This is a genomic window from uncultured Psychrobacter sp., assembly GCF_947495825.1.
GTDB lineage: Bacteria > Pseudomonadota > Gammaproteobacteria > Pseudomonadales > Moraxellaceae > Psychrobacter.
Genome location: NZ_CANMAH010000007.1, coordinates 29,932 through 51,375 on the forward strand (window position 1 = coordinate 29,932; position 21,444 = coordinate 51,375).

Genomic DNA, 21,444 nt, shown 5'->3' on the forward strand with positions numbered 1-21,444 from the left:
TACCTAGCGGGTAAAGTGTAGCCAGTTGTCTTCGATTTTACGGTATTTAAGCATAATGCGGTCACTTAAGTAGTTGTTCGTCACTCGCCATGGATAGCGATCGCCCTGCTTGGGTAGCTCATCTTTTGCACGGCGTACATAGCCTGCTGATAGCGCTCCAAGTACTGTATCTGGTTGCACTTGCACCTGCTCTTTATCGGTTATAGCTTGCGGGCAGACGACATGATAATGGTGCTTTTTCATATGTTTGAGTACTCTGACCACATATTGACACGCTAGATCTATTTTTAGCGTCCATGATGCATTGGTGTAGCCAAACATCATCGCGATATTGGGCACGCCCTCCAGCATCACAGCCTTATAAGTCATGCGCGCACCAACATCGATAAGCTCACCATCGACATATAGCGCAGCTCCGCCTAGTATCTGCAGTTTAAGCCCTGTTGCAGTCACAATAATATCTGCTTCTATATGCTTGCCAGAGGTTAAGGCGATACCTGTCTTGGTAAAATGACTGATTTGATCGGTCACGACCTCTGCTCTGTTGCCATGCAGTGCAGTAAATAAGTCGCTATCAGGTACCGCACACAGACGCTCATCCCACGGATTATAAGTAGGCATAAAGTGAGCAATATCGACGCCGCTGCCTTTTAGCTCTTTTTTGACGCCATGTTTTAATACTGCTTTTAAGACGTTAGGCGCATAAGTAGCAAATTGATAGAGCCCTTGTTGCATTAGGACGTTGCGTGTACGCAGTAAGTTATAAGCCTGATGCTTTGATAAAGGTGAAAACTTACCCGATAGCCAGTCAAGCGCGTAATCATCACCAGGTACACTGGCTACATATGTTGGTGAGCGCTGTAGCATCGTCACATGACGCGCGCATTGCCCATCATCTGGTTCGACTAACGCTGGCACCAAAGTCATCGCCGTCGCACCACTACCAATCACCACAATATTTTTATCGTTATAATCCACATCTTGCCAATACTGTGGATGCACGATATCACCTTGGAATTGCTCTTCACCTTCAAAATGCGGTCGATATCCTGTATCGTAGTCATAGTAACCAGTCGCACCAACGATGAAGTTCGCTGTCACCGTATACACTTCACCGCTGGCATGGTTTTTGACCATGGCGGTCCACTGTTCAGCGTTACTTGACCAAGATAGTTGCTGCACGTCATGTTGATAGCGTATATGTTTTTCGACCCCAAACTCGCGCGCCGTATCTGCTATATAGCTTTTGATGTCATCACCTTTAGCTAACATCTTATGATCTAACCATGGACGAAAACTATAACCAAAAGTCAAAGCATCAGAGTCCGAACGAATACCAGGATAAGTAAACAAGTCCCATGTACCGCCCAAGTCTGCGCGTTTTTCTAATATAATAAATGACTTGGTAGCTTTGCCTTTATCACGATTTTTTGCCTTATTGAATAGCTTTTGTTTATTTTGCTGCAAACGGCAAGCCATACCGATTCCAGAGATACCAGCACCAATGATTAAGACCTCATAATCCACCGTCACGTCCGGTTGAGATTTTGATCGCGTCAGGGCGCGCGTCAGGCGAGCTTTTGTCATATTTTTTATAGAATCAACACCGATCATCATCTCATCCTATGTTAGCAACTGATTATCCTCAATTCATAATATATAGCTGTTACTACTCTCTACGCTACTAAATCAAGGCACTAAGCTTGGTTTGTTATTTTCAAAATGCGCCACGTTTAAAACGGTATCGCGCTTTCCCAATCCATCCAAGCGCCAAGTACAGGATGCTTTAGACGTAGCTGCTGGGCGTGCAAATTTAGACGCGGTGCAATTTGTAGTGCCAGTCCTTCTGCATAAATGGGATCACCGATAATGACGTGTCCTGCATGCACCATATGCACGCGCAATTGATGGCTACGTCCTGTCACCGGTTTTAGCGCGACACGAGTGACTGCTTGACCATTACATTGTTCATAAGCGAGCACCTCATATAAGGTCAAGGCATTTTTACTCCAGTCATGATCAACGATATGTCGCGGCTTGGTTGTCGGCTCATATCTTACCGGTACAGATATTTTTCCCGTTACCCCTATTGTCTCCCAAGTACCAAAAACCCGCGCTTGATAGGTCTTTTGCGGCAACCTATCGATGAATTGTTTACTAATATTAGTCTGAGCCGCCGCATTTTTTGCAAATATAAGCAGGCCTGAGGTATCCATATCCAATCGATGAATGAGCTTTACATCAGGATTGGCACGTTCAAGTCGAGCCAATAAACTGACCTTTAAGGTCTTACCATCAACACTTAATAGCCCTGCAGGCTTGTCTACTACCCAAATATCATCATCTTCATAAACGGTAATTTCTTGCGCAAATTTTTGAAAAAACGCCAATGGATACTGAGTTTCTTGTAAATTCATGGCAGCGATGTCATCATCGGTAAAAGGCATAAAAAATGGCTACTTATATAAATAGGTTTAAATGAGGTAAAAAGGCATAATCGATCGTCTAGGCGTTTTTACTGGCTGAATCGTAAGGACAATCTGCTACAAAGATGTAGCGTCTGTTAATTTGTGTTTCGATTTATTGTACTAATACTAGTTGTTAAGCATTTTAACCGCCGTTTGTCTGTCAAGAGGCGGCAAACATGCTAATATAATGGCACATTTTCACTTCCATTCAATACTTCTTAAGCCGTAAGTAGATAATTAATTGGATAAATATAAGTCACTTATCTTGTACAGCAATAAGATATTTATACTTATTTTATCAAACTACTTTTATCTATTCCTGGCAAAAGATGATAAAACAAGAGAGAATAATTATGTCAGACCTTATTGTTAATACCACCGATACAGATTTTGACCAAGACGTATTACAATCTGATATCCCCGTTTTAGTAGACTTTTGGGCAACGTGGTGCGGTCCTTGTAAGTCAATAGCGCCTATCTTAGAAGATTTGGCCAACGACTATCAAAGTAAAGTAAAAATCGTCAAAGTCGACGTGGACAATAACCCACAAGCAGCAAGCCGCTTTGGAATCCGTAATATCCCAACTTTATTCGTCTTTAAAGACGGCGAAAAGGTAGATTCAGTGATGGGTCTACAGCCAAAGTCTGAACTTGCTAAAGTACTTGATAAGCATTTATAAATTGCGTATCGACACTACCGATTATTTGAATAAATAATCGAAATTGGCCATTATCTGTACAAGATGATGGCTTTTTTGCATCTTTGTTAGCAAATAAGCGAATTATGCAAATTTTTTAACAAAAATAATTGACAAGCCTAACTTTAAAACCGTATAGTCTGCTGTCAAGAGAAACATAAAGTTTTTCTGATGCGTCTTAACGCTATTCTCCTCGTGTTTATCAACACAAAACACAGTTGTATACTGAACGAAATTACTAACTATAATTATTGATATGGAGCTTTCATTGCAAGCTTTTATATCCCAAACTCTTATATAGTCCTCTTTATATTCACATTTGTCATCCTGACACAGTTTTGCGCAGCTGATGATAATCTGACACATAAAAATCAATGCTATATGAAGTTCAACTCTGTGCACACATCCTATCGCTACACTATCGTTGTTTTAATCAATGTCGTGGGTTGTGCTGCTAATGGCAGTTCTCACCCGATAAATCGTTAATGACCTACCTATGAATTTAACTGAATTAAAGAAAAAATCAATCACTGAGCTATTGGCTATTGCCAAAGAAATGGGTCTTGATAATATGGCCCGTAGCCGTAAACAAGACATTATCTTTGCGATACTAAAAACGCACGCTCGTAACGGTGAAGCTATTTATGGTGATGGCGTACTTGAAGTCCTACCAGATGGTTTCGGCTTTTTGCGCTCATCAGAAGGCTCTTATTTGGCAGGCCCTGACGACATTTATGTCAGCCCAAGCCAAATCAGACGTTTTAGCCTAAAGACAGGCGACAGTATCGCTGGCACCATTCGTCCACCAAAAGATTCTGAGCGTTACTTTGCATTACTAAAAGTAGGCGAAGTCAACTTTGATACGCCAGATCGCTCACGTCATAAGCTCATTTTTGAGAATCTAACACCGCTATTTCCCACCGAACATCTTAAGCTTGAGCTTGGTAACGGTACGACCGAAGACTTGACTGGACGTATCATTGATCTGATTGCGCCGATTGGTAAAGGTCAACGCTCTATTATCGTGGCTCCACCAAAGGCAGGTAAAACCGTACTCTTACAGTCGATTGCCCAATCCATCACGCGTAACAATCCTGAATGCTATCTTATTGTTCTACTGATTGATGAGCGTCCAGAAGAAGTCACAGAAATGGTACGTACAGTACGCGGTGAAGTGGTCGCCTCAACGTTTGATGAGCCGCCGCAGCGTCATGTACAAGTCGCTGAGATGGTCATCGAAAAAGCCAAGCGTCTGGTTGAGCACAAACAAGACGTTGTCGTTCTACTAGACTCTATCACACGTCTTGCTCGTGCTTATAACACAGTTATCCCTTCATCTGGTAAAGTATTGACTGGTGGACTTGATGCCACTGCGCTTGAGCGACCAAAACGCTTTTTTGGTGCGGCACGTAATGTTGAAGAAGGTGGCAGCTTGACCATTATTGCCAGCGCCCTTATCGACACCGGTAGCAAAATGGACAGTGTCATCTTTGAAGAGTTTAAAGGTACTGGTAACCAAGAGATCACTCTTGAGCGTGATTTGGCTGAAAAACGCGTCTTTCCAGCGATCAACATCAAAAAGTCAGGTACTCGCCGTGAAGAGCGTATCCTTGATGAAGATAAACTGCGCAAAGTTTGGATACTACGTAAGTTGTTACAACCGATGGATGGTGTTCAAGCAACTGAGTTTTTACTAGATCGTCTCAAAGAAGCTAAGACAAATGATGAATTCTTTGAACAAATGAAACGTAAATCTCAAAACTAAATAAATTAGTGTTTATTTATATTGCACTTATTTTCAAATAATTTTAAACAAGATAGCGCTAAGTAAACTAGATAATTAAAACTCAATAAGCTCTGTTATCTTTAATCTTTATAACAACGTTTAAAAGTGTTAGCTTATTAATTGAATAAATACAAGAATTATCAGTAAAAGCACTACCAATGACACAGTGAAGCAACATAAATTACAGGGTGTTTGCAAAGCTTAGCCAATCTACTACGACTATACTGAGTTTATAAGTATAGTATTATCTACAGTATAAATAAGCTTTACGTAATATACTTTGTTTATTTCAATTTTGATTATTTAATAGGTGATAACATGAAATTTGCTAAATCTATCGCGATGACTGCTATTGCAAGTTCAGCTTTAATTATGACTGGTTGTAATTCAACCGGTGGATATGGCGGATATAACAGCGGTATAAGTAATACTGCTAAAGGTGCAGCTGCAGGTGCTGCAGCGGGTGCTTTAATCAGAAGTGGCGGCGACAGTAAAGACATCGCTCGCGGCGCACTTGGTGGTGCTGCAGTTGGCGGTGCTGGTGCTTATATTCTCGAAAATAGCAGATAGTAAATAAGCCATTATTGATTATAGCTATATTCATTTTATATTTTGAACGTTTTTTATTTTAAATATATTTAATTATATAGTATGAATCAAAGCAACAAAAAGCCTGCAATTGATCTTGCAGGCTTTTTATTTTCTATTGTTAATTATAAATATTCTTTATGACTTTATAGTTTATAAAGCGCCGCTAAATGTATCACATGATTGTACGTTACCACTCTCTAGACCTCGAGTGAACCATTGTACACGTTGTTGACTGGTCCCATGGGTAAAGCTATCTGGTGTCACTGCACGACCACTTGCACGCGCAAGACGATCATCACCGATTTGGCTTGCCGCGTTGATTGCTTCATCTATATCACCTGGCTCCAAAAATTGTACACGCTGTTGATTGCGCTGCGCCCAAACCCCTGCAAAGCAATCAGCTTGTAGCTCTTGTAATACAGACAACTTATTAGCCTGCGTACGAGTTACTTGACGGCTGGCTTCATTGACTTGCTGAGTTATACCGAGCAACGTTTGTACATGATGCCCAACCTCATGAGAAATGACATAAGCTTGTGCAAAATCACCAGCTCTGCCTTGATTTTCGATATCTCCTGAGCCCTGCTGATCCCTAGAGATACCGAGATTTTGACGCATTTCTGCAAAAAACGATGTATCTAAATAAATAGTCTGGTCGCCTGGGCAGTAAAAAGGACCTGTAGCAGCAGTAGCACTACCACAAGCTGAGCTTACTTGACCATTAAAAAGAATCAGTGAAGGCTCTTGGTAAGTTTGTCCACCTTCATTAAATATCTGATGCCATACCTCTTCTGTATCAGCCAATACTACTTTGACAAACTGTGTATCGCGATCATCACCTGTAGCTGGCTCAGTTGAAGTACTAGTACCACCGCCTGTTATCACTTGTCCAGTTTGCAACGCTGTCATTGGATTTACGCCAAAGACCAGCCATAAGATACCAGCTATAATGATACCGCCAATGCCCCCACCGATCATTTTTCCGCCGCCGCTGCTGGTACGAACGTTAGAACTGCCTCGCCTGCCTCGCCATTTCATAATATATCCTCTAAATTTATAATATATATTGTTGTAATCATAACTATCACTATTGTTAAGTCATAAAATATATTGCTATCAAACATAATCTTCTAAACAACTCACAACAAGCTAGTTTTAATTCATGATTTGGATGTTATTGAAGATTTTTTCCTTTAATACGATTATTTTACTATTTCATTGGCTATTATTTGAACAATTGCTTAATCAATACTTGTTATAACGATGATTCATTAAGTTTTTTGCACTTACTAAAACTCTTTACGGTTTCTTAACCTTAGTTACAAAAGCTATCTATTAGTTATAGATTATTCTGTGTTCCAATTGATTATACGGAAAACATTTTCGTAAGTTGTATTAAAAATTATATCGAAATGCCATTAACAAAGTTTCTTCACTATTTTATTGTTACTTAATTGTACATTCTCTTCTCATTTGAAAAGAAAACATATAGAATGCGTGAAAGCTGAGTAGCTGTACTTAGGACTGGTTGACTTTCGAAATACTTCGAACGTTCAACCCTTTGTTGTGGCTACTGCTCATTTTATTTTATGGAGATTATCTTATGAAACTTAAATTACTTGCTCTTGCTGGTATCATGACTGCTTCTATGGGCCTAACTGCTTGCGATAGCAGCACAGAAAACGCTGCTGAAGATTTATCTGACGCACAAGAAGAAGTGCAAGACGCACAAGAAGAGCTTAACGAAGCTGATGCTGAAGGCGAAGTTGTTCCTGCTGATGCTGAAGCTGCCGCTGCTGATGCTGAAGCTGACATCGCTGAAGCACAAGCTGCAACTGCTACTGATGAGATGGACGCTGAAGTTCCTGTAGACGGTACTAGCACTAGCATGGACGTAGCTAGCGAAACTGATACTGCTGCTGTTGATGCTGCTGATGAAGTTGTAGTTGTTGAAGAGCCAGCTCAGTAATTTTTGCTACTCATGTAATAGAATATATTAATAAAAAAAGAGAGCCTATGCTCTCTTTTTTTGTGCGTAATATTTAAATTTATTAGTAACCACTTACCATATTTAAAATTATTTTTTAAGAATATAAATATTTAACCTCTGATAAGGCCACCTAAGAGTGACCATCAACTCTTCTTAGTTATTATTCCTAAATCTAATCTTCAAACTGGTTATTACTGATCAAATAATTGCTCTTCAACTCTTTGGCGGAATTTTTGCCCAGTTTTGAACGTTACCACACGGCGAGCAGATACCGCAACCGGCTCTCCTGTTTTAGGGTTACGTCCTGGACGACTATTTTTGTCTTTAAGCTCAAAATTGCCAAAGCCTGAAAGCTTGACTTCTTTGCCTTCAATCAAACTATCTGATAACTCATCAAAAAAATTCTCAACCAAACAGCGCCCTTCTTGCCGCGTCAAGTTAAGATGATTCATCAAATGCTCGATCATGTCAGATTTAGTTAAGGTACTCACAAGTACAACTCCTATGCTATGTCGAGATATCGGGTATCATGGTTTAGCGGTATGACTACTATATAAAGATAAGTGACTTACTGATTACAGCTGTAAAATAACCGAATCTTTAAATCAAGTTTAAGCATTATAAAGTATTTTTACTCAATTTTTAATAAATCTCGAAATAAATCTCTTTATTAATAGTCACTTAGCTAAATATAGTTAACTGTCGCGTAATTGCGCCCCATGCTGTTGAACCAATGATTCAATAACTTTATCTGTGTTCGTTTTTACTACTTCGTCAGATAAAGTTTGATTATCATCTTGCCATACTAGGGCAAAGGCCAATGAGCGTTGTCCCATCGGTACTTTGTCACCTTGATAAACATCAAATAACCATAGATCTGCCAGTAGCGTACCTGCGTTGGTACGTATCGTTGACTCTAGCGTTTGTACGCTGATGTCACTGTCTACCAAGATGGCAATATCGCGGCGCACTTGCGGAAACTTACTTGGCGTGGTGATGGTGTGCTGCTCACGAGCCAAGTCTAACAATGGCGCAAGCGATAACTGCGCCACCCAAGTTGTCGGCATATCTAACTGTTTGGCAGTGCTCGGATGCAGCTGACCCAACCAACCGACATAGATGTCGTCGATATAAAGCTTTGCGCTTTGACCTGGGTGCAAGAAGGCCAGCGCACTACGCTCGTAGCACACGCGCGCACGATCGATTTGGGCTGGAAGTAGCTGCTCGATATCATGCTTAAGATCATAAAAGTCTAAAGCACGGTTTTGATAGGCTTGCTCATCCCAAACATCACCAACTGCTACCAAAGCGATACTTGGGGTCTGTACCAAGTCGCTGATGCTTTGGCCGACAAAGCTAAGCCCCGTCTCAAAAAAACGTACGCGCGGCTGCTGACGGTTTAAGTTATATTGCACGCACGGCAACAAGCTTGAGAGCAAAGTACGGCGCATCACTGCCAGATCACTAGAGATAGGATTGGCCAAAGCCAACACCTCACCCAGCGCCTCATCATCAAGTAGTGTCTCAAGTTTGGCATCACTAAAGCTAAAACTGATCGCTTCCATATAGCCATTATCGACCAGTGCAAGCTTCATCTCATGCGTCAAATCAGCCGTATCGTCATAATCCATACTGACTTGCAAATGCGGTAGGACGCTTGGAATATTATCGTAACCATAGATACGAGCGATCTCTTCGATTAAGTCCTCGAGGATGCTCATATCAAAACGATACGATGGCGGTGTACAGATCAGACTTTCCGCTTGCTGCTCTACCTCAAACCCTAACTGAGTTAGGATACGTACCATCACCGCCGGCTCAATATCGATACCGATGACCTCACGGAATTTAGCGACAGGTAATGTAATAGGCGCACGAGTGGGCAGATGATCGCTGCTTTCTGCTTTTACTATTTGCCCTGCTTGAGAGCCCGTGACACTGGTAATCAAATCAGTAGCACGCGCCAGTGCTAGCTCTGGTAATTCAAAGTCTACCCCACGCTCAAAACGTTGTGAGGCGTCGGTATGCAGGCCAAAACGGCGCGCACGCGCCGCGATGGCGAGTGGATTAAAAAACGCACTCTCTAGCACGATATTGGTCGTGCTGTCGGTCACACTACTGCGCTTACCGCCCATGATTCCGGCAAGCGCCAGCGCGCCTTCATCATCAGCAATGACCAACTCATCACCCGTTAGAGTAATGGTTTGATCATTGAGCAAAGTTAGGGTTTCTTTAGGCTGAGCCAAGCGCACCACGATATCACCCTTGATGGTATCGGCATCAAACGCATGTAGCGGCTGACCCAGCTCCATCAATACATAGTTGGTCACGTCCACCAAAAAGTTATGCGAGCGTAGTCCTGACTGCACCAAGGCATCAGCCATCCATTTTGGCGTATCGATACTGCGATCGATATTGCTAATCGACTGCAACAAATAACGCGGGCAAGCCTCCACCGCTTCTACGTTTACAGCAAAGCTTGCGCCGCTATCAGTTGCTAAGTCGTTGGTCGCAATTTTTGGTTGCTGCATCGGCAAGTCATTGATGACCGATATCTCGCGAGCGATACCGCGCACACTAAAGCAATCGCCGCGGTTTGGCGTGATAGAGATATCGAGTATTTGGTTGTCTAAACCTAAATAGTCACGGATATCTGTGCCAATCGGTGCATCCGCTGGCAGCTCAAGCAAGCCATCAATACTATCGACCAAATCAATCTCGGATGCGCCGCAAAGCATACCGTTTGAGGCGACGCCGCGTAGTTTGCTTTTTTTGATTTTAAAGCCCGCTTTACCATTACGGGCGTCATCACTGGGTAGTACCGCACCAACAGTTGCCACAGGTGCTTTCATACCCACGCGGACATTTGGCGCACCGCAGACGATTTGTAGCGGCTCAGCATCACCGATATTGACCTGCGTGACGCGTAGTTTATCTGCATCAGGATGCGGCTCAACACTGACGACTTCACCGATGACTACACCGTGAAAGGCACGCGCAACTGCAAAACGATCATCAATCTCAAGCCCTGCCATGGTCAGCTGTTCGGCCAATTGCTCACTAGTATTATTGGGGTTTACCCATTGACGTAGCCACTGTTCGCTAATTTTCATAAATATCTCGGGTCAGAATTTTATAATAAAGATTTTAGAATAAAGGTTGGCATCTCAATAACGACATGCTAGCCAAACTGTTTTAAGAAGCGTACGTCGTTTTGGAAAAACAAACGCAAATCATCGATACCGTAATACAGCATCGCAAAGCGCTCAATACCCATACCAAAAGCAAAGCCAGTATATTTTTCACTATCGATACCACAATTGGTCAGCACCTGCGGATGCACCATGCCGCAGCCCATAACTTCTAGCCATTTGCCATTGTCATCTAAAATATCTACTTCGGCAGACGGCTCGGTAAACGGGAAAAATGATGGACGAAAACGCACGGTCAGCTCTTTGGCAAAGAAGGCTTCTAAAAACTCGCTAATCAACCCTTTTAACTCGGCAAAGGTGCTCGACTCTGTGACCATCAAGCCTTCTAGCTGATGAAACATCGGTGAGTGGGTTTGGTCCGAATCGTTACGATAGACGCGACCTGGGCAGATAATACGAATCGGCGGCTCATTCTTTTCCATCGTGCGAATTTGCACTGGGCTGGTATGCGTGCGTAGTAAGTAATGCGCATCAAAATAAAAAGTGTCGTGCATGGCGCGGGCTGGATGATGCGATGGGATATTGAGCGCTTCAAAGTTATAGTAGTCGCTCTCAACTTCAGGACCTGTCGCCACATTAAAACCCGCTTGCACAAAATACTGCTGCATGCGCTGGGTAATCATTGTCACTGGATGTAGATGGCCTTTTTTACCACCGCGCGCCGGCAAGGTAATATCAATACTCTCCTTGGCGAGCTTGGCATTGAGCGCTGCCATTTCTAGTTGCTGCTGCTGCTCGGTGAGCGCTTGCCCGATACGGCTGCGCACGCTGTGCAACCAACCGCCATAGACTTTTTTGTCATCAGGACCAAGCTTACCCATCTGCTTTGACCAACCTGTCAGCGCGCTTTTTTTGCCCGTCAACTGGACACGTAAGTCTTGTAAGGTACGCGCATCGGTTACTTGTAGGATTAAAGCTTCAGCAGCACTAGCAAAATCATTGAGCTGAGTTTCATTAAGCTCGCTAAGCTCTGAGGACAAGGTCGGTAACGCCGACAAATCGTTGGTGGCAGCAGGGGTAGTCATAAGACGCATTATTCCTGATTTAAACGGATTATTAACGGTATGTAATTGTAGGGGTTTGACCAAATATTGCAAACCATTTACCCAGTCATTTCAATATAAGGGCTTGTGATATAAATGGCTTGAATATGTAGACAGCAGAAATATTTTAATATAAAAAAAGCCACCGACCAGCGGTAGCTTTTATTAATATCGTACTATTAATCAATATTAGTCCTATCCCTTTAGATCACTGCTTAAAAGCTGAGTACCTAAAGGACAGTTAATATTTAGGCCAATTCCGCTTTTGCTTTTTCGACCAATGCTGTAAAAGTCGCTGCATCATGCATAGCGATGTCAGCTAAGACGCGACGATCGATTGCGATGTTTGCTTTTTTCAAGCCATTGATAAAGCGGCTATAGCTTAAGCCATTGATGCGAGCACCAGCATTGATACGTGCGATCCAAAGACGACGGAAAGTACGTTTTTTGTTGCGACGGTCACGATAAGCATACTGACCAGCTTTGGTGACTGCTTGTACCGCTACGCGGTAAACACGTGAACGAGCACCGTAGTAGCCTTTTGCACGCTTTAAGATTTTTTTGTGACGGCGATTTGCCTGTACACCACGTTTTACACGGGCCATAAATTACTCCAAGATTTTAATCATTATTAAACGAATCACGATGTCTTTAAATGGCAGACATCGTTATCAAATTGCAAAGTCAAATATTTAAGAAAACAGATGACAATAGGCGATTAGATGTATGGGCACATACGACGAACTGCTGCTTCGTCAGACTTGTCTACCATCTTTAGACCGCGCAGTTGGCGGATACGTTTAGCTGATTTCTTGGTCAAGATATGGCTCTTGAAGGCTTGCTTACGCTTAAAGCCATTCGCTGTTCTTTTGAAGCGTTTTGCAGCGCCGCTTCTGGTTTTCATCTTAACTTTCATGATGAGTTGCCTCTTTGTCTTTGATAGAACCTGGTCGTCAAACAGTCGATAATAAATAGTGGCTTTAAAAACAACCACTAAACAACTATTTGCCTCGAGGTGGGAGGGGCTATTTTAGCAGATGGTAGGCTGTTTTGCCAAGTAAAGTTTTCAGATGGCCAAGTAACCTCTTTTTTGTAAAGATTGTACTTTTTGGTACACACCAACCTTACGACGATAAGTGATCAGAACATCATAAAATGTCAGGCAGCGCTCTAAAAAATGGTCTTGAAATACCTAATTTTGTTCATAATTACAGCAGTTAGTAAAATAATACTACCGCTTATTCCTAATTTGATTGAATGTCCGTCTAAGCTATGTTTTATTGATGACAATAGCGTCTCAGACGTTGTGAAAACTTATGTAGGAGATAACGTTGATAGACCGTGAGTTAGAGTTTGATGATAGAGTATTTGTCTTTGAGACAGTTATGCGTGTCCGTAACACAGAGATTGATGTTGGGCAGCTTCTGACGTTAGAATCTCTCATTGCATTATTGGCGGAAGCAAGGGCGAGGTTTCTGTATTCTAAAGGTATCAAAGAGATCAACGCAGAATATCAAGGTTTGATTGTGAGCAATTTACAGCTGAACATTATTAGCCGCGTACGCGCTCGTGAAGAGCTATTATTTGAAGTCGGTATAGAGCACATATCTGATAAGGATGGCGAGATGGCTATCAAGGTGACACGTATGTATGATGGTTCACTAGTAGCAAAAGCCCGCAAATCTTTTGTTCAATATGATTATCGCTCCAATAGAAGTATATCATTTAATAATGATGTTAAAGAGGCGCTAAATCAATCACCATTTGAGCTATAATGACGTCGATTACGTGGGATTTGTAACCCTTATGCTTGCCACTTCTCTATCAACCTAAACGTCTATAAGAAGATAGATTATGACCACACCTAATTGGCTCACCTCTATAAAATTTAATACTGATGGCCTGATTCCTGCAATCGCTCAAGATTACGATACAGGACGCATTTTAATGATGGCATGGATGAACGCTGAGTCCTTACAGCTCACGGCAAAAACGCAAACTGCAGTCTATTTTTCGCGCTCACGTAATCAGCTTTGGCACAAGGGTGAAACGTCAGGACATACTCAGCAGGTCCATGATATTCGTTTGGATTGTGATGCTGACGTCATCGTGCTAAGTGTTACTCAAATTGGTGGTATCGCTTGTCATACTGGACGTGAGTCTTGTTTTTATCAGCGCTTAGACATGACAGGAGCAGAGCCCGTCTGGCAAACAGTCGATGCTGTACTAAAAGATCCTGCTGATATCTATCAATCGAAAGAAAACACTAGTAATAATATAAACAATACTGTTCATAGAAATACTATTTCTGATGCTAACAGTTTATCAAGCCAAGCGGCTCAAAATGCAATATTGCCTCAGCTTGACCGTGTGTTGGCTGAACGTAAACAGGCGTCAGCAGACAGCTCTTATGTAGCGAGTTTATATGCTCGCGGACTTAATAAAATACTTGAAAAAGTGGGTGAAGAGACGACTGAGAGTATTATTGCTGCCAAAGACTTCGCTAATTGTGACAAGCTGACAGATGAAGCACAGTACAACGCTGCGCGGCATGAGCTCATTTATGAAGTGGCCGATGTGTGGTTTCATACGTTAGTAGGGTTGGCATGGTTTGATATTGAATCTGATGCTGTATTGAATGAGTTGGGACGTCGTTTTGGACTCTCAGGCATTGATGAGAAAGCGGCAAGATAGCTGTAGATAAAATAAGCTTGTGTAATTATTGTTGTTTTCAACTTTTTATCGTCAGTGCGCGTTATAATGTATCTTTAATGACTTGCATTTTATTTGGCAAAAACATTTTATTGTGCGGCTGATAGATGCAACGTAATACGATATATATTGGTCTCATCAAGACATAAGGATACCGTTATGGGCAGTTTTTCCATTACCCATTGGCTAATTTTGTTGGTTGTAGTGGTTGTCGTATTTGGCACCTCTAAGCTTAGAAACGCTGGTAAAGATTTGGGCGGCGCAGTAAAAGGGTTTAAAGAAGCCGTCAAAGATGAAGAGACAGAACAGGCGCGTAAACGCCGTGTACTCGATCATGACGCCAGCTCAGATACACAGTCGACTACTTCAGTGAATTCTCAGACTGGTACTAAGGTTGATGATGTAGAAATCAGTCCTACTACTTCTAATGATAAACATAAAGTATGATGCACGTTATTTATAAGTTATTTATAAATAGTGTCGTTGCATCGTATGTTCATGACTATATTTGACAATTATGTTTGATATTGGATTTTCCGAACTACTCTTGTTTGGTGTCATTGCCTTAATCGTGTTGGGCCCTGAAAAGCTACCTCAGGCTGCGCGTACTGCTGGACAATGGTACGCTAAGCTGCGCCGTACCGTCTCGACCCTGCAGTCTGAAATCGAAGCTGAGCTTGACTTGGCTGAGACACGCAAACAAATGCAGGACGAGCTTGCCAAAATCCGTCAAACTGAAGCGGATATGAAACGCGAAATGGCAGAGTTGCGCGGTAGTATGCAAGAGTTTGAGTATTCGCAGCACCAGAGTATGGATGCTATAAAGAATCCAAACAATTATAATTCAAACGATGATTCGTTTGAAGACGACTATGACGAAGCGATGATGAGTGAGTTAGAGGAAAAAGCATCTGGCTTGTCCTCAGATATGCCAGCTGACTTTGCTTATGATTATGAGCAAGATCGACTGGCAAAAGACCCATCTGCTGTCTTTGTACCTGATGCATATGATGACATTGACTCTGTTGATACAAACTTCGATCAGACTGCCAAAAATGCTAAAGAGCCCTTAGACGCTTCTAGTAGTATCCCGCAGCGCTTTATCACCAGACCATGGGAAAACATGTGGTTTCGTCTTAGTGATTATGATAAAGCCCGTCGTTTGCCTGCCCCGCCCTATCTGCCCAACTATGAAGCAGACAACCTGTTGCATGACGACTTTTCGCATTCGAGTTTTTCACATCATGATTTAGATGAAAAAATGGCACCTATTGATGAATACTGGGAGTCTGAATTTGATGAAGATGAGTTTGAGCAATCAGAAAAGTATTCATTACAAAACTCTTCTGCTCATAATACAGATCATGACGATTCCACTACTCTCCCCTCGTTTACAAAACACGGGGCACCCAAATGAGTTTGTTTAAACGACAAAAGAGTCGCAAAGAAAAAATAGCGGCAATCGAAGACAGCTCATTGGATCAAACAGACGTTGCATCCGATGATAGTTCTGATGATATGTTGAACAAGCTTGTCGATATGCCCATCACTGAGCATTTGATAGAGCTACGTAGCCATTTAATCAAAATATGCGCGGCGATATTAGTAATATTTTTGGCATTGGTTGGGTTTTCACGCGAGCTATATAACTTTTTATCTGACCCATTGGTCGCGCAGCTGCCAGTCAATTCGACCATGATTGCGACAGATATTACTTCCAATTTTATGGCACCGATACGCCTAACTGTATTCGTTGCCGCCTTCGTAGCGATGCCTTACATTCTCTATCAAATTTGGTCGTTTGTCGCTCCAGGCTTATATAAAAAAGAGAAAAGAATCGCTATACCAGTACTGACATCATCTATCTTTTTATTTTATGCTGGTGTCGCCTTCTCTTATTTTATTGTGCTTAAAGGTGTTTTAAGGTTCTTTATCGTATTTGCGCCACAAAACGTATTACCAATGACTGATATCGACAGTTATTTGAGTTTTGCGCTAAAACTATTCATGGTATTTGGCTTGACGTTTGAGATCCCTGTAGTCACCTTACTATTGATATTGGTTGGTATCGTCTCCATTCAGGGTTTAGAAGACAAGCGGCGCTATATCATCGTTGGTTGCTTCGCTATTGCAGCGGTTGTAACGCCACCAGATGGTGTGTCTATGTTGATGTTAGCAATTCCCATGTGGTTGCTGTTTGAGCTTGGGCTATTATTGGCTAAAATATTAATTAAAGAAGATAAAAGCGCGACCTTAACATCTGATAATGACTAAGTTGGTAGTATTGAGTTTACTGAGTATCAATAGCCAACTGAGTAAAATCGACAGCGTATTTAACTTAAATTTAACTGACGTTACGTCAATTATCTACCCACCTTTCATACATCGCTCTCTTCATTTGTTATCATGACCGAACTGCCAGCCAGCCATTGTTGATCTGACTCAGTGGCTTTTTTTGGCCCAGTTGTTTTTAATCACTTTTTGTACTTTAGGTAGCTTTTTATGTCCGCATCTATGCCAGCTTATATGAGCGATCCCACTGATGAGCAGCTCAGCGCGCTTAATATGGCCATGGATCATAAGTCATTTAAAGTAGTCGCTTATGCAGGTGCTGGTAAAACCACAACGTTGAAACTTATCGGTGAGCGCTTGCGTGGACGCGGCTTATATCTAGCGTTTAACAAAGCCATCGCCAATGATGCAAGGCAAAAATTTCCAAGTCACGTAGACTGCCGTACCTTTCATTCGCTTGCTTATCGCCATGTCGCTCGTGACATTACGGCCAAACTATCTTTGCCACGCTTTTCACCCAAACGCCTTGGCGATGATTTGGGCTTGCAGCCTGTACAAGTACGGCGCCAGATGGATGGTATTAATAAATATATTACGCTAACACCCGCTAGATTAGCGCGTTTTGTCAGTGACGCAGTTAGTAACTTTTGTAGTACTCATGCCAGCTACCCTGCACCAAGGCATATTTTATTTCCAAGCTGGCTCGATGAGTCTGATGCCGAGCAGCTACGTGAGATGCTCTACCCTGCTGTTGAACAGCGCTGGTTACAGTCTATTGATGCCCGCCATCCTGCTGGTATCGGTCATGATATCTATCTAAAATTATGGGCGCTATCTAAGCCCAGCATTCCTGCAGACTTCATTTTGTTTGATGAAGCGCAAGATGCTGACCCGCTCATGATGGGTATTTTGACTCAGCAATCAAAGCAAGTGATCTATGTTGGCGACGCTCATCAGCAGATTTATGAGTGGCGCGGTGCAGTCAATGCGATGAAAAAGCTACCACTGCCGCAAACACTATTAACCCAATCTTTTCGCTTCGGTGAGCCAATTGCTGAAGTGGCCAATACTTTATTAAAGGCACTACAAGAAGATGTGCCTCTCAAAGGCAATCCAGACAAACACTCATCTACTGAAAAAGGTATGGTACACAGTAAAAAAGATGCCATCCTTTGCCGTACCAATGCGGCTGCCATGGCGCAGCTATTAACTGGACTTAAACTTGGTCATCGCGTGGCGCTGCAAGCCGATACCGATCGTATGCTCAAATTCTGTCAAGCCGCCGAAAACCTAAAAAACGGCAAATCTGCTTATGGTGTGCCTGAATTGGCCTATTTTTATAATTGGGGCGATGTACAAGAATACTCTGAAACCAATGAAGGTAGCGATCTTAAAACTTTGGTCAAACTGGTCGATGATCACGGCACCAATGTCCTAAGCCAAGCGGTCAATAGTTTGACCAGCATCGACAATGCCGATTATGTAATTTCAACCGCGCATAAAGCGAAGGGGCTTGAATGGTCGCGCGTTCAGCTCGACGATGATTTTTATTATGATGTCACAACGAATGGCGTGAAGATTAATCCTGAGGAATTACGCTTACTTTATGTCGCTTGTACACGTGCGCAGGCCAATTTAGATGTGCATAATATTCAAGACTTGATATCAGGATTACAGACTGGCAAAAAAGTGATTTATGGAAATTAAGCAGCAATTTTTTAAACAACCCGTCCGCCTCCTTGCGCCTATGGAGGGGTTAACTGACCCCCTGATGCGCCAAATCTTGACTCAAATTGCGTCAGATTTGGGCCGTCCTTATGATTGGTCAGTTAGTGAGTTTATTCGCGTAACTCAAACTGTCTTGCCCGTGCATGTATTTTATAAATATGTACCTGAGCTGCACCATGACGCAAAAACCGCATCTGGTACCCCCATTCATATTCAGCTGCTTGGTAGCGAAGCGCAGTTGATGGCTGAGAATGCTGCCTACGCATGTGAGCTGGGTGCGCCTGCTATCGATATCAACTTTGGTTGTCCTGCCAAGACGGTCAACAATCACCGAGGCGGCTCTGTACTATTGGATGAGCCAGAAGTCATGTATGAGATTATCAGTGCGGTACGGCGGGCAGTGCCTACTCACATTCCAGTCTCTGCCAAGATTCGCTTGGGCTATACTGATACCAGTCGTATGGATGATATTCGCGGGGCGATTAGCGATAGCGGTGCAGACTGGCTTACTATTCACGCGCGTACCAAAACTCAAGGTTATAAGCCACCTGCTTATTGGGACAAGATTAAAGCATTTAACAAACTTAGTATTCCAGTCATTGCCAACGGCGAGATTTGGAATGCAGAACAATCAAAACACTGTATGGTGCAGTCAGGGACAACACATCTTATGTTAGGGCGCGGCGCTGTTACTCGTCCAGATCTGATTGCACAGATTGACCATAACAATCAGCAGAATCTAGGTAGTAACGCAACCTTATTATGGCAAGATTTGATTACGCATCAGATTAAGTTTTTGGAAGGTCAAGCCAAAAACGATGTGGTCTTGGTTGGTCGCTATAAACAGTGGCTTGGCATGCTTACTAAAGGCTATAGTGAAGCGCAAATACTGTGGGAAAATGTCAAACGAGAAAAAAATAAAGCGACTATTATAGCTGCGCTACAGTCGAGTACGCAGTCATAATTAGCCGCTTTTATGTTCAATACCTGTATAACCTTTTATAAAGGTTATACGGCTTAGATAATTACGTAGCTAATAGCTATTAGTAGTTGTTTTTAACTTTCAGCTACAAACTAAGTGCTAATTCTAATCGCCAGATAAAACAACATCAAACAGCATATGATTGACAATACCCAAAGCACTGAACGAAACATTGATAAGTTGGCAATATAAGCCATGCCATAACCAATACGAATCAGCACATATAACCATGCCAAAGTATTGATAATCGTTTGCGGAACAAAGAATAACATCGCAACCAATACCGCTGCCAAAAAGACAGGTAGGGTCTCATAACTATTTTGCTGAGCGGCATTAGCACGTGCTGCCACTCCTGTCGTGCGTTGCAAGAAATCACGTGGATGTGCATTGTCAGCCAATCTAAAGCCACCGACAGCTTTTGCTAACAGCGCCATGGCCAGTGGAAGCAAACTTGCAACCACCATCGCCCAAATTGCGGCTGCAGCGGTGTCAGGAATTAACCTAAATAATGCACTCATAATTATCTCTACCCTTACCCTGCAATAACTTCAAAATCATGAGTAACATTCACTCCGCCCTGCACCAACATCCGACTGGCTGAGCAGTACTTTTCTGCTGACAACTGAATAGCTTTCTCGACTTGCTTATCTTTGATATCTTGACCGGTTACCACAAAGTGCATATGAATATCAGTATATACCGCTGGTACGGTCTCAGCACGCTGCGCCGTCAGCTCACAGCGTACGTCCGTCACGTCTTGGCGAGACTTTTGCAAAATTGCTACTACGTCATAACTGGCACAACCTCCAAGCCCCAATAGTATCAGCTCCATCGGGCTTGCGCCTTTTTCTTTATCCGCATCGATTTGTACGTTATGTCCTGATGGTGACACACCCATAAATGCTTTGTTGTCTTGCCAAGTAACGCTCGCTTTTGACTCTGCCATAATCCGCTGTCCTTTCATAAATTTTGATTAAAACCATTAGATATTCTTGTATTTAATAATATTAACAGTACAAGGTTAGTTTAGCATAGGATAAAACGGGGTTTTATAGACGATCTGTCATATAGCACAAGTCATTTTTATCGCATTAACCACATTACTATATACCACTGTACTTTTTCTATCGGCTGATAAGCTTAATTAAATTATCAAACCTACAAAACCTTTTATTCAAGCCATTGATTTTAAACGTTTAAATTTGTGAAACATTTTATAGCAAAATACTGTTACACATTTGGTCTATTTCTTGTTTTAATGATGGTAATAAAGCTTGTTTTACTAGTATGAATATACCATTCACCTAACAATAATTATGATTGTTATATTTTTATACTGTTGAGATAAGCTGTTTTTAAATAACTTTAAGGGTTTGTTCATGATAGATGCAGACGGCTTTCGCGCCAATGTCGGCATCATCTTAGCAAATACACAGGGGCAAGTTCTGTGGGCGAAACGTATTGGTCACAACGCTTGGCAGTTCCCGCAAGGCGGTATCGATCGCGGAGAGACGCCGATGGATGCGATGTACCGGGAGCTCTGGGAAGAGGTCGGATTATATCCTCGTCATGTAGACTTATTGGCAGTTACGCAAGATTGGTTGCGTTATCGTCTGCCAAAGCGCTACATGCGCCATGGACAACATCCGCTGTGTATTGGGCAAAAACAAAAATGGTTTTTGCTGCGCTTAGATGAGCCGAACGCGCAACATATCCGCTTTGATGCGGGTAAACCTGAGTTTGATCACTGGCAGTGGGTCAGTTACTGGTATCCACTAGGACAAGTGATTCACTTTAAACGCGGGGTATACCGCCGTGCTTTGCAAGAATTGGCACGCGAGTTACCCCTTAGACAAGAGCTAATTATTCCTGAACAGGACAATCATTTGTTGATGGAATAATTAGACAACCCGATGCAGAATGCATTACGGATGCTCACATT

The 21,444-nt window shown here is 42.4% G+C and carries 22 protein-coding genes; 12 read left to right on the forward strand and 10 right to left on the reverse strand.

Going from position 1 to position 21,444, the window contains the following annotated elements:
- Positions 1-3 precede the first annotated feature (3 nt).
- Complete coding sequence (locus Q0895_RS08635; protein ID WP_299187784.1) at positions 4-1,617, reverse strand: NAD(P)/FAD-dependent oxidoreductase; 1,614 nt, start codon at positions 1,615-1,617, stop codon at positions 4-6.
- A 116-nt stretch (positions 1,618-1,733) separates the two neighbouring features.
- Complete coding sequence (locus Q0895_RS08640; protein ID WP_299187786.1) at positions 1,734-2,447, reverse strand: RluA family pseudouridine synthase; 714 nt, start codon at positions 2,445-2,447, stop codon at positions 1,734-1,736.
- Between the two features lie 374 nt (positions 2,448-2,821).
- On the opposite strand from Q0895_RS08640, the gene trxA reads away from it, so the two are divergent.
- From trxA to Q0895_RS08655, 3 genes are all read left to right on the forward strand, one after another.
- On the forward strand, positions 2,822-3,148 hold the full coding sequence (gene trxA, locus Q0895_RS08645; RefSeq protein ID WP_299187788.1) for a thioredoxin: 327 nt from the start codon (positions 2,822-2,824) through the stop codon (positions 3,146-3,148).
- Between the two features lie 514 nt (positions 3,149-3,662).
- Positions 3,663-4,931, forward strand: coding sequence for a transcription termination factor Rho (gene rho / locus Q0895_RS08650; RefSeq protein ID WP_299187790.1), 1,269 nt, complete (start codon positions 3,663-3,665; stop codon positions 4,929-4,931).
- A 339-nt stretch (positions 4,932-5,270) separates the two neighbouring features.
- Positions 5,271-5,522 (forward strand): hypothetical protein, encoded by a 252-nt coding sequence (locus tag Q0895_RS08655; protein ID WP_299187792.1) that lies wholly within the window; start codon positions 5,271-5,273, stop codon positions 5,520-5,522.
- A 171-nt stretch (positions 5,523-5,693) separates the two neighbouring features.
- On the opposite strand, the gene Q0895_RS08660 is transcribed toward Q0895_RS08655, so the two are convergent.
- The gene (locus Q0895_RS08660; RefSeq protein WP_299187794.1) at positions 5,694-6,581 is read right to left on the reverse strand and encodes a neutral zinc metallopeptidase; all 888 of its coding nucleotides are present in this window, start codon (positions 6,579-6,581) and stop codon (positions 5,694-5,696) included.
- 565 nt (positions 6,582-7,146) lie between these two features.
- On the opposite strand from Q0895_RS08660, the gene Q0895_RS08665 reads away from it, so the two are divergent.
- Positions 7,147-7,512, forward strand: a complete 366-nt coding sequence (locus Q0895_RS08665) for a hypothetical protein (RefSeq protein WP_075103497.1) — start codon at positions 7,147-7,149, stop codon at positions 7,510-7,512.
- 212 nt (positions 7,513-7,724) lie between these two features.
- On the opposite strand, the gene Q0895_RS08670 is transcribed toward Q0895_RS08665, so the two are convergent.
- The 5 genes from Q0895_RS08670 to rpmI form a co-directional block, all read right to left on the reverse strand.
- A complete protein-coding gene (locus Q0895_RS08670; protein ID WP_299187797.1) occupies positions 7,725-8,024 on the reverse strand; it encodes an integration host factor subunit alpha in 300 nt (99 codons plus the stop codon).
- 204 nt (positions 8,025-8,228) lie between these two features.
- Positions 8,229-10,646: a phenylalanine--tRNA ligase subunit beta gene (gene pheT, locus Q0895_RS08675; RefSeq protein ID WP_299187800.1), complete on the reverse strand. Its 2,418-nt coding sequence runs from the start codon at positions 10,644-10,646 to the stop codon at positions 8,229-8,231.
- Positions 10,647-10,714: 68 nt separating this feature from the next.
- Positions 10,715-11,770 carry a phenylalanine--tRNA ligase subunit alpha gene (gene pheS / locus Q0895_RS08680; RefSeq protein WP_299187803.1) on the reverse strand — a complete coding sequence of 352 codons (1,056 nt, stop codon included), beginning with the start codon at positions 11,768-11,770 and terminating at the stop codon, positions 10,715-10,717.
- A gap of 266 nt (positions 11,771-12,036) precedes the next feature.
- A complete protein-coding gene (gene rplT, locus Q0895_RS08685; protein ID WP_075101938.1) occupies positions 12,037-12,393 on the reverse strand; it encodes a 50S ribosomal protein L20 in 357 nt (118 codons plus the stop codon).
- 113 nt (positions 12,394-12,506) lie between these two features.
- Entirely contained in the window at positions 12,507-12,704 is a 198-nt protein-coding gene (gene rpmI, locus Q0895_RS08690; protein ID WP_058369592.1) for a 50S ribosomal protein L35, read from the reverse strand.
- A gap of 415 nt (positions 12,705-13,119) precedes the next feature.
- Between rpmI and Q0895_RS08695 the strand changes: the two genes are divergently transcribed.
- The 7 genes from Q0895_RS08695 to Q0895_RS08725 all read left to right on the forward strand — a co-directional run bounded on the left by Q0895_RS08695 (position 13,120) and on the right by Q0895_RS08725 (position 19,484).
- Positions 13,120-13,563, forward strand: coding sequence for a thioesterase family protein (locus tag Q0895_RS08695; RefSeq protein ID WP_299187810.1), 444 nt, complete (start codon positions 13,120-13,122; stop codon positions 13,561-13,563).
- A gap of 79 nt (positions 13,564-13,642) precedes the next feature.
- Positions 13,643-14,482 (forward strand): bifunctional phosphoribosyl-AMP cyclohydrolase/phosphoribosyl-ATP diphosphatase HisIE, encoded by an 840-nt coding sequence (gene hisIE / locus Q0895_RS08700; RefSeq protein ID WP_299187813.1) that lies wholly within the window; start codon positions 13,643-13,645, stop codon positions 14,480-14,482.
- Positions 14,483-14,659: 177 nt separating this feature from the next.
- Positions 14,660-14,947: a Sec-independent protein translocase subunit TatA gene (gene tatA / locus Q0895_RS08705; protein WP_299187816.1), complete on the forward strand. Its 288-nt coding sequence runs from the start codon at positions 14,660-14,662 to the stop codon at positions 14,945-14,947.
- Positions 14,948-15,017: 70 nt separating this feature from the next.
- Positions 15,018-15,917, forward strand: coding sequence for a Sec-independent protein translocase protein TatB (tatB, locus tag Q0895_RS08710; RefSeq protein ID WP_299187819.1), 900 nt, complete (start codon positions 15,018-15,020; stop codon positions 15,915-15,917).
- Positions 15,914-16,774, forward strand: a complete 861-nt coding sequence (gene tatC, locus Q0895_RS08715) for a twin-arginine translocase subunit TatC (RefSeq protein WP_299187822.1) — start codon at positions 15,914-15,916, stop codon at positions 16,772-16,774. The genes tatB and tatC overlap by 4 nt, the downstream gene beginning before the upstream one ends.
- A 228-nt stretch (positions 16,775-17,002) precedes the next feature.
- Entirely contained in the window at positions 17,003-18,499 is a 1,497-nt protein-coding gene (locus Q0895_RS08720) for a UvrD-helicase domain-containing protein (protein ID WP_299187824.1), read from the forward strand.
- Positions 18,489-19,484, forward strand: coding sequence for a tRNA-dihydrouridine synthase (locus tag Q0895_RS08725; protein ID WP_299187827.1), 996 nt, complete (start codon positions 18,489-18,491; stop codon positions 19,482-19,484). Before Q0895_RS08720 ends, Q0895_RS08725 begins: the two co-directional genes overlap by 11 nt.
- A gap of 110 nt (positions 19,485-19,594) precedes the next feature.
- Here the strand turns inward: Q0895_RS08725 and Q0895_RS08730 are convergent, their stop codons facing one another.
- Positions 19,595-20,020: an MAPEG family protein gene (locus Q0895_RS08730; RefSeq protein WP_299187830.1), complete on the reverse strand. Its 426-nt coding sequence runs from the start codon at positions 20,018-20,020 to the stop codon at positions 19,595-19,597.
- A gap of 14 nt (positions 20,021-20,034) precedes the next feature.
- A complete protein-coding gene (locus tag Q0895_RS08735) occupies positions 20,035-20,448 on the reverse strand; it encodes an OsmC family protein (RefSeq protein ID WP_299187833.1) in 414 nt (137 codons plus the stop codon).
- Between the two features lie 433 nt (positions 20,449-20,881).
- Between Q0895_RS08735 and Q0895_RS08740 the strand changes: the two genes are divergently transcribed.
- Entirely contained in the window at positions 20,882-21,403 is a 522-nt protein-coding gene (locus tag Q0895_RS08740; RefSeq protein ID WP_299187836.1) for an RNA pyrophosphohydrolase, read from the forward strand.
- Positions 21,404-21,444: the final 41 nt, after the last annotated feature.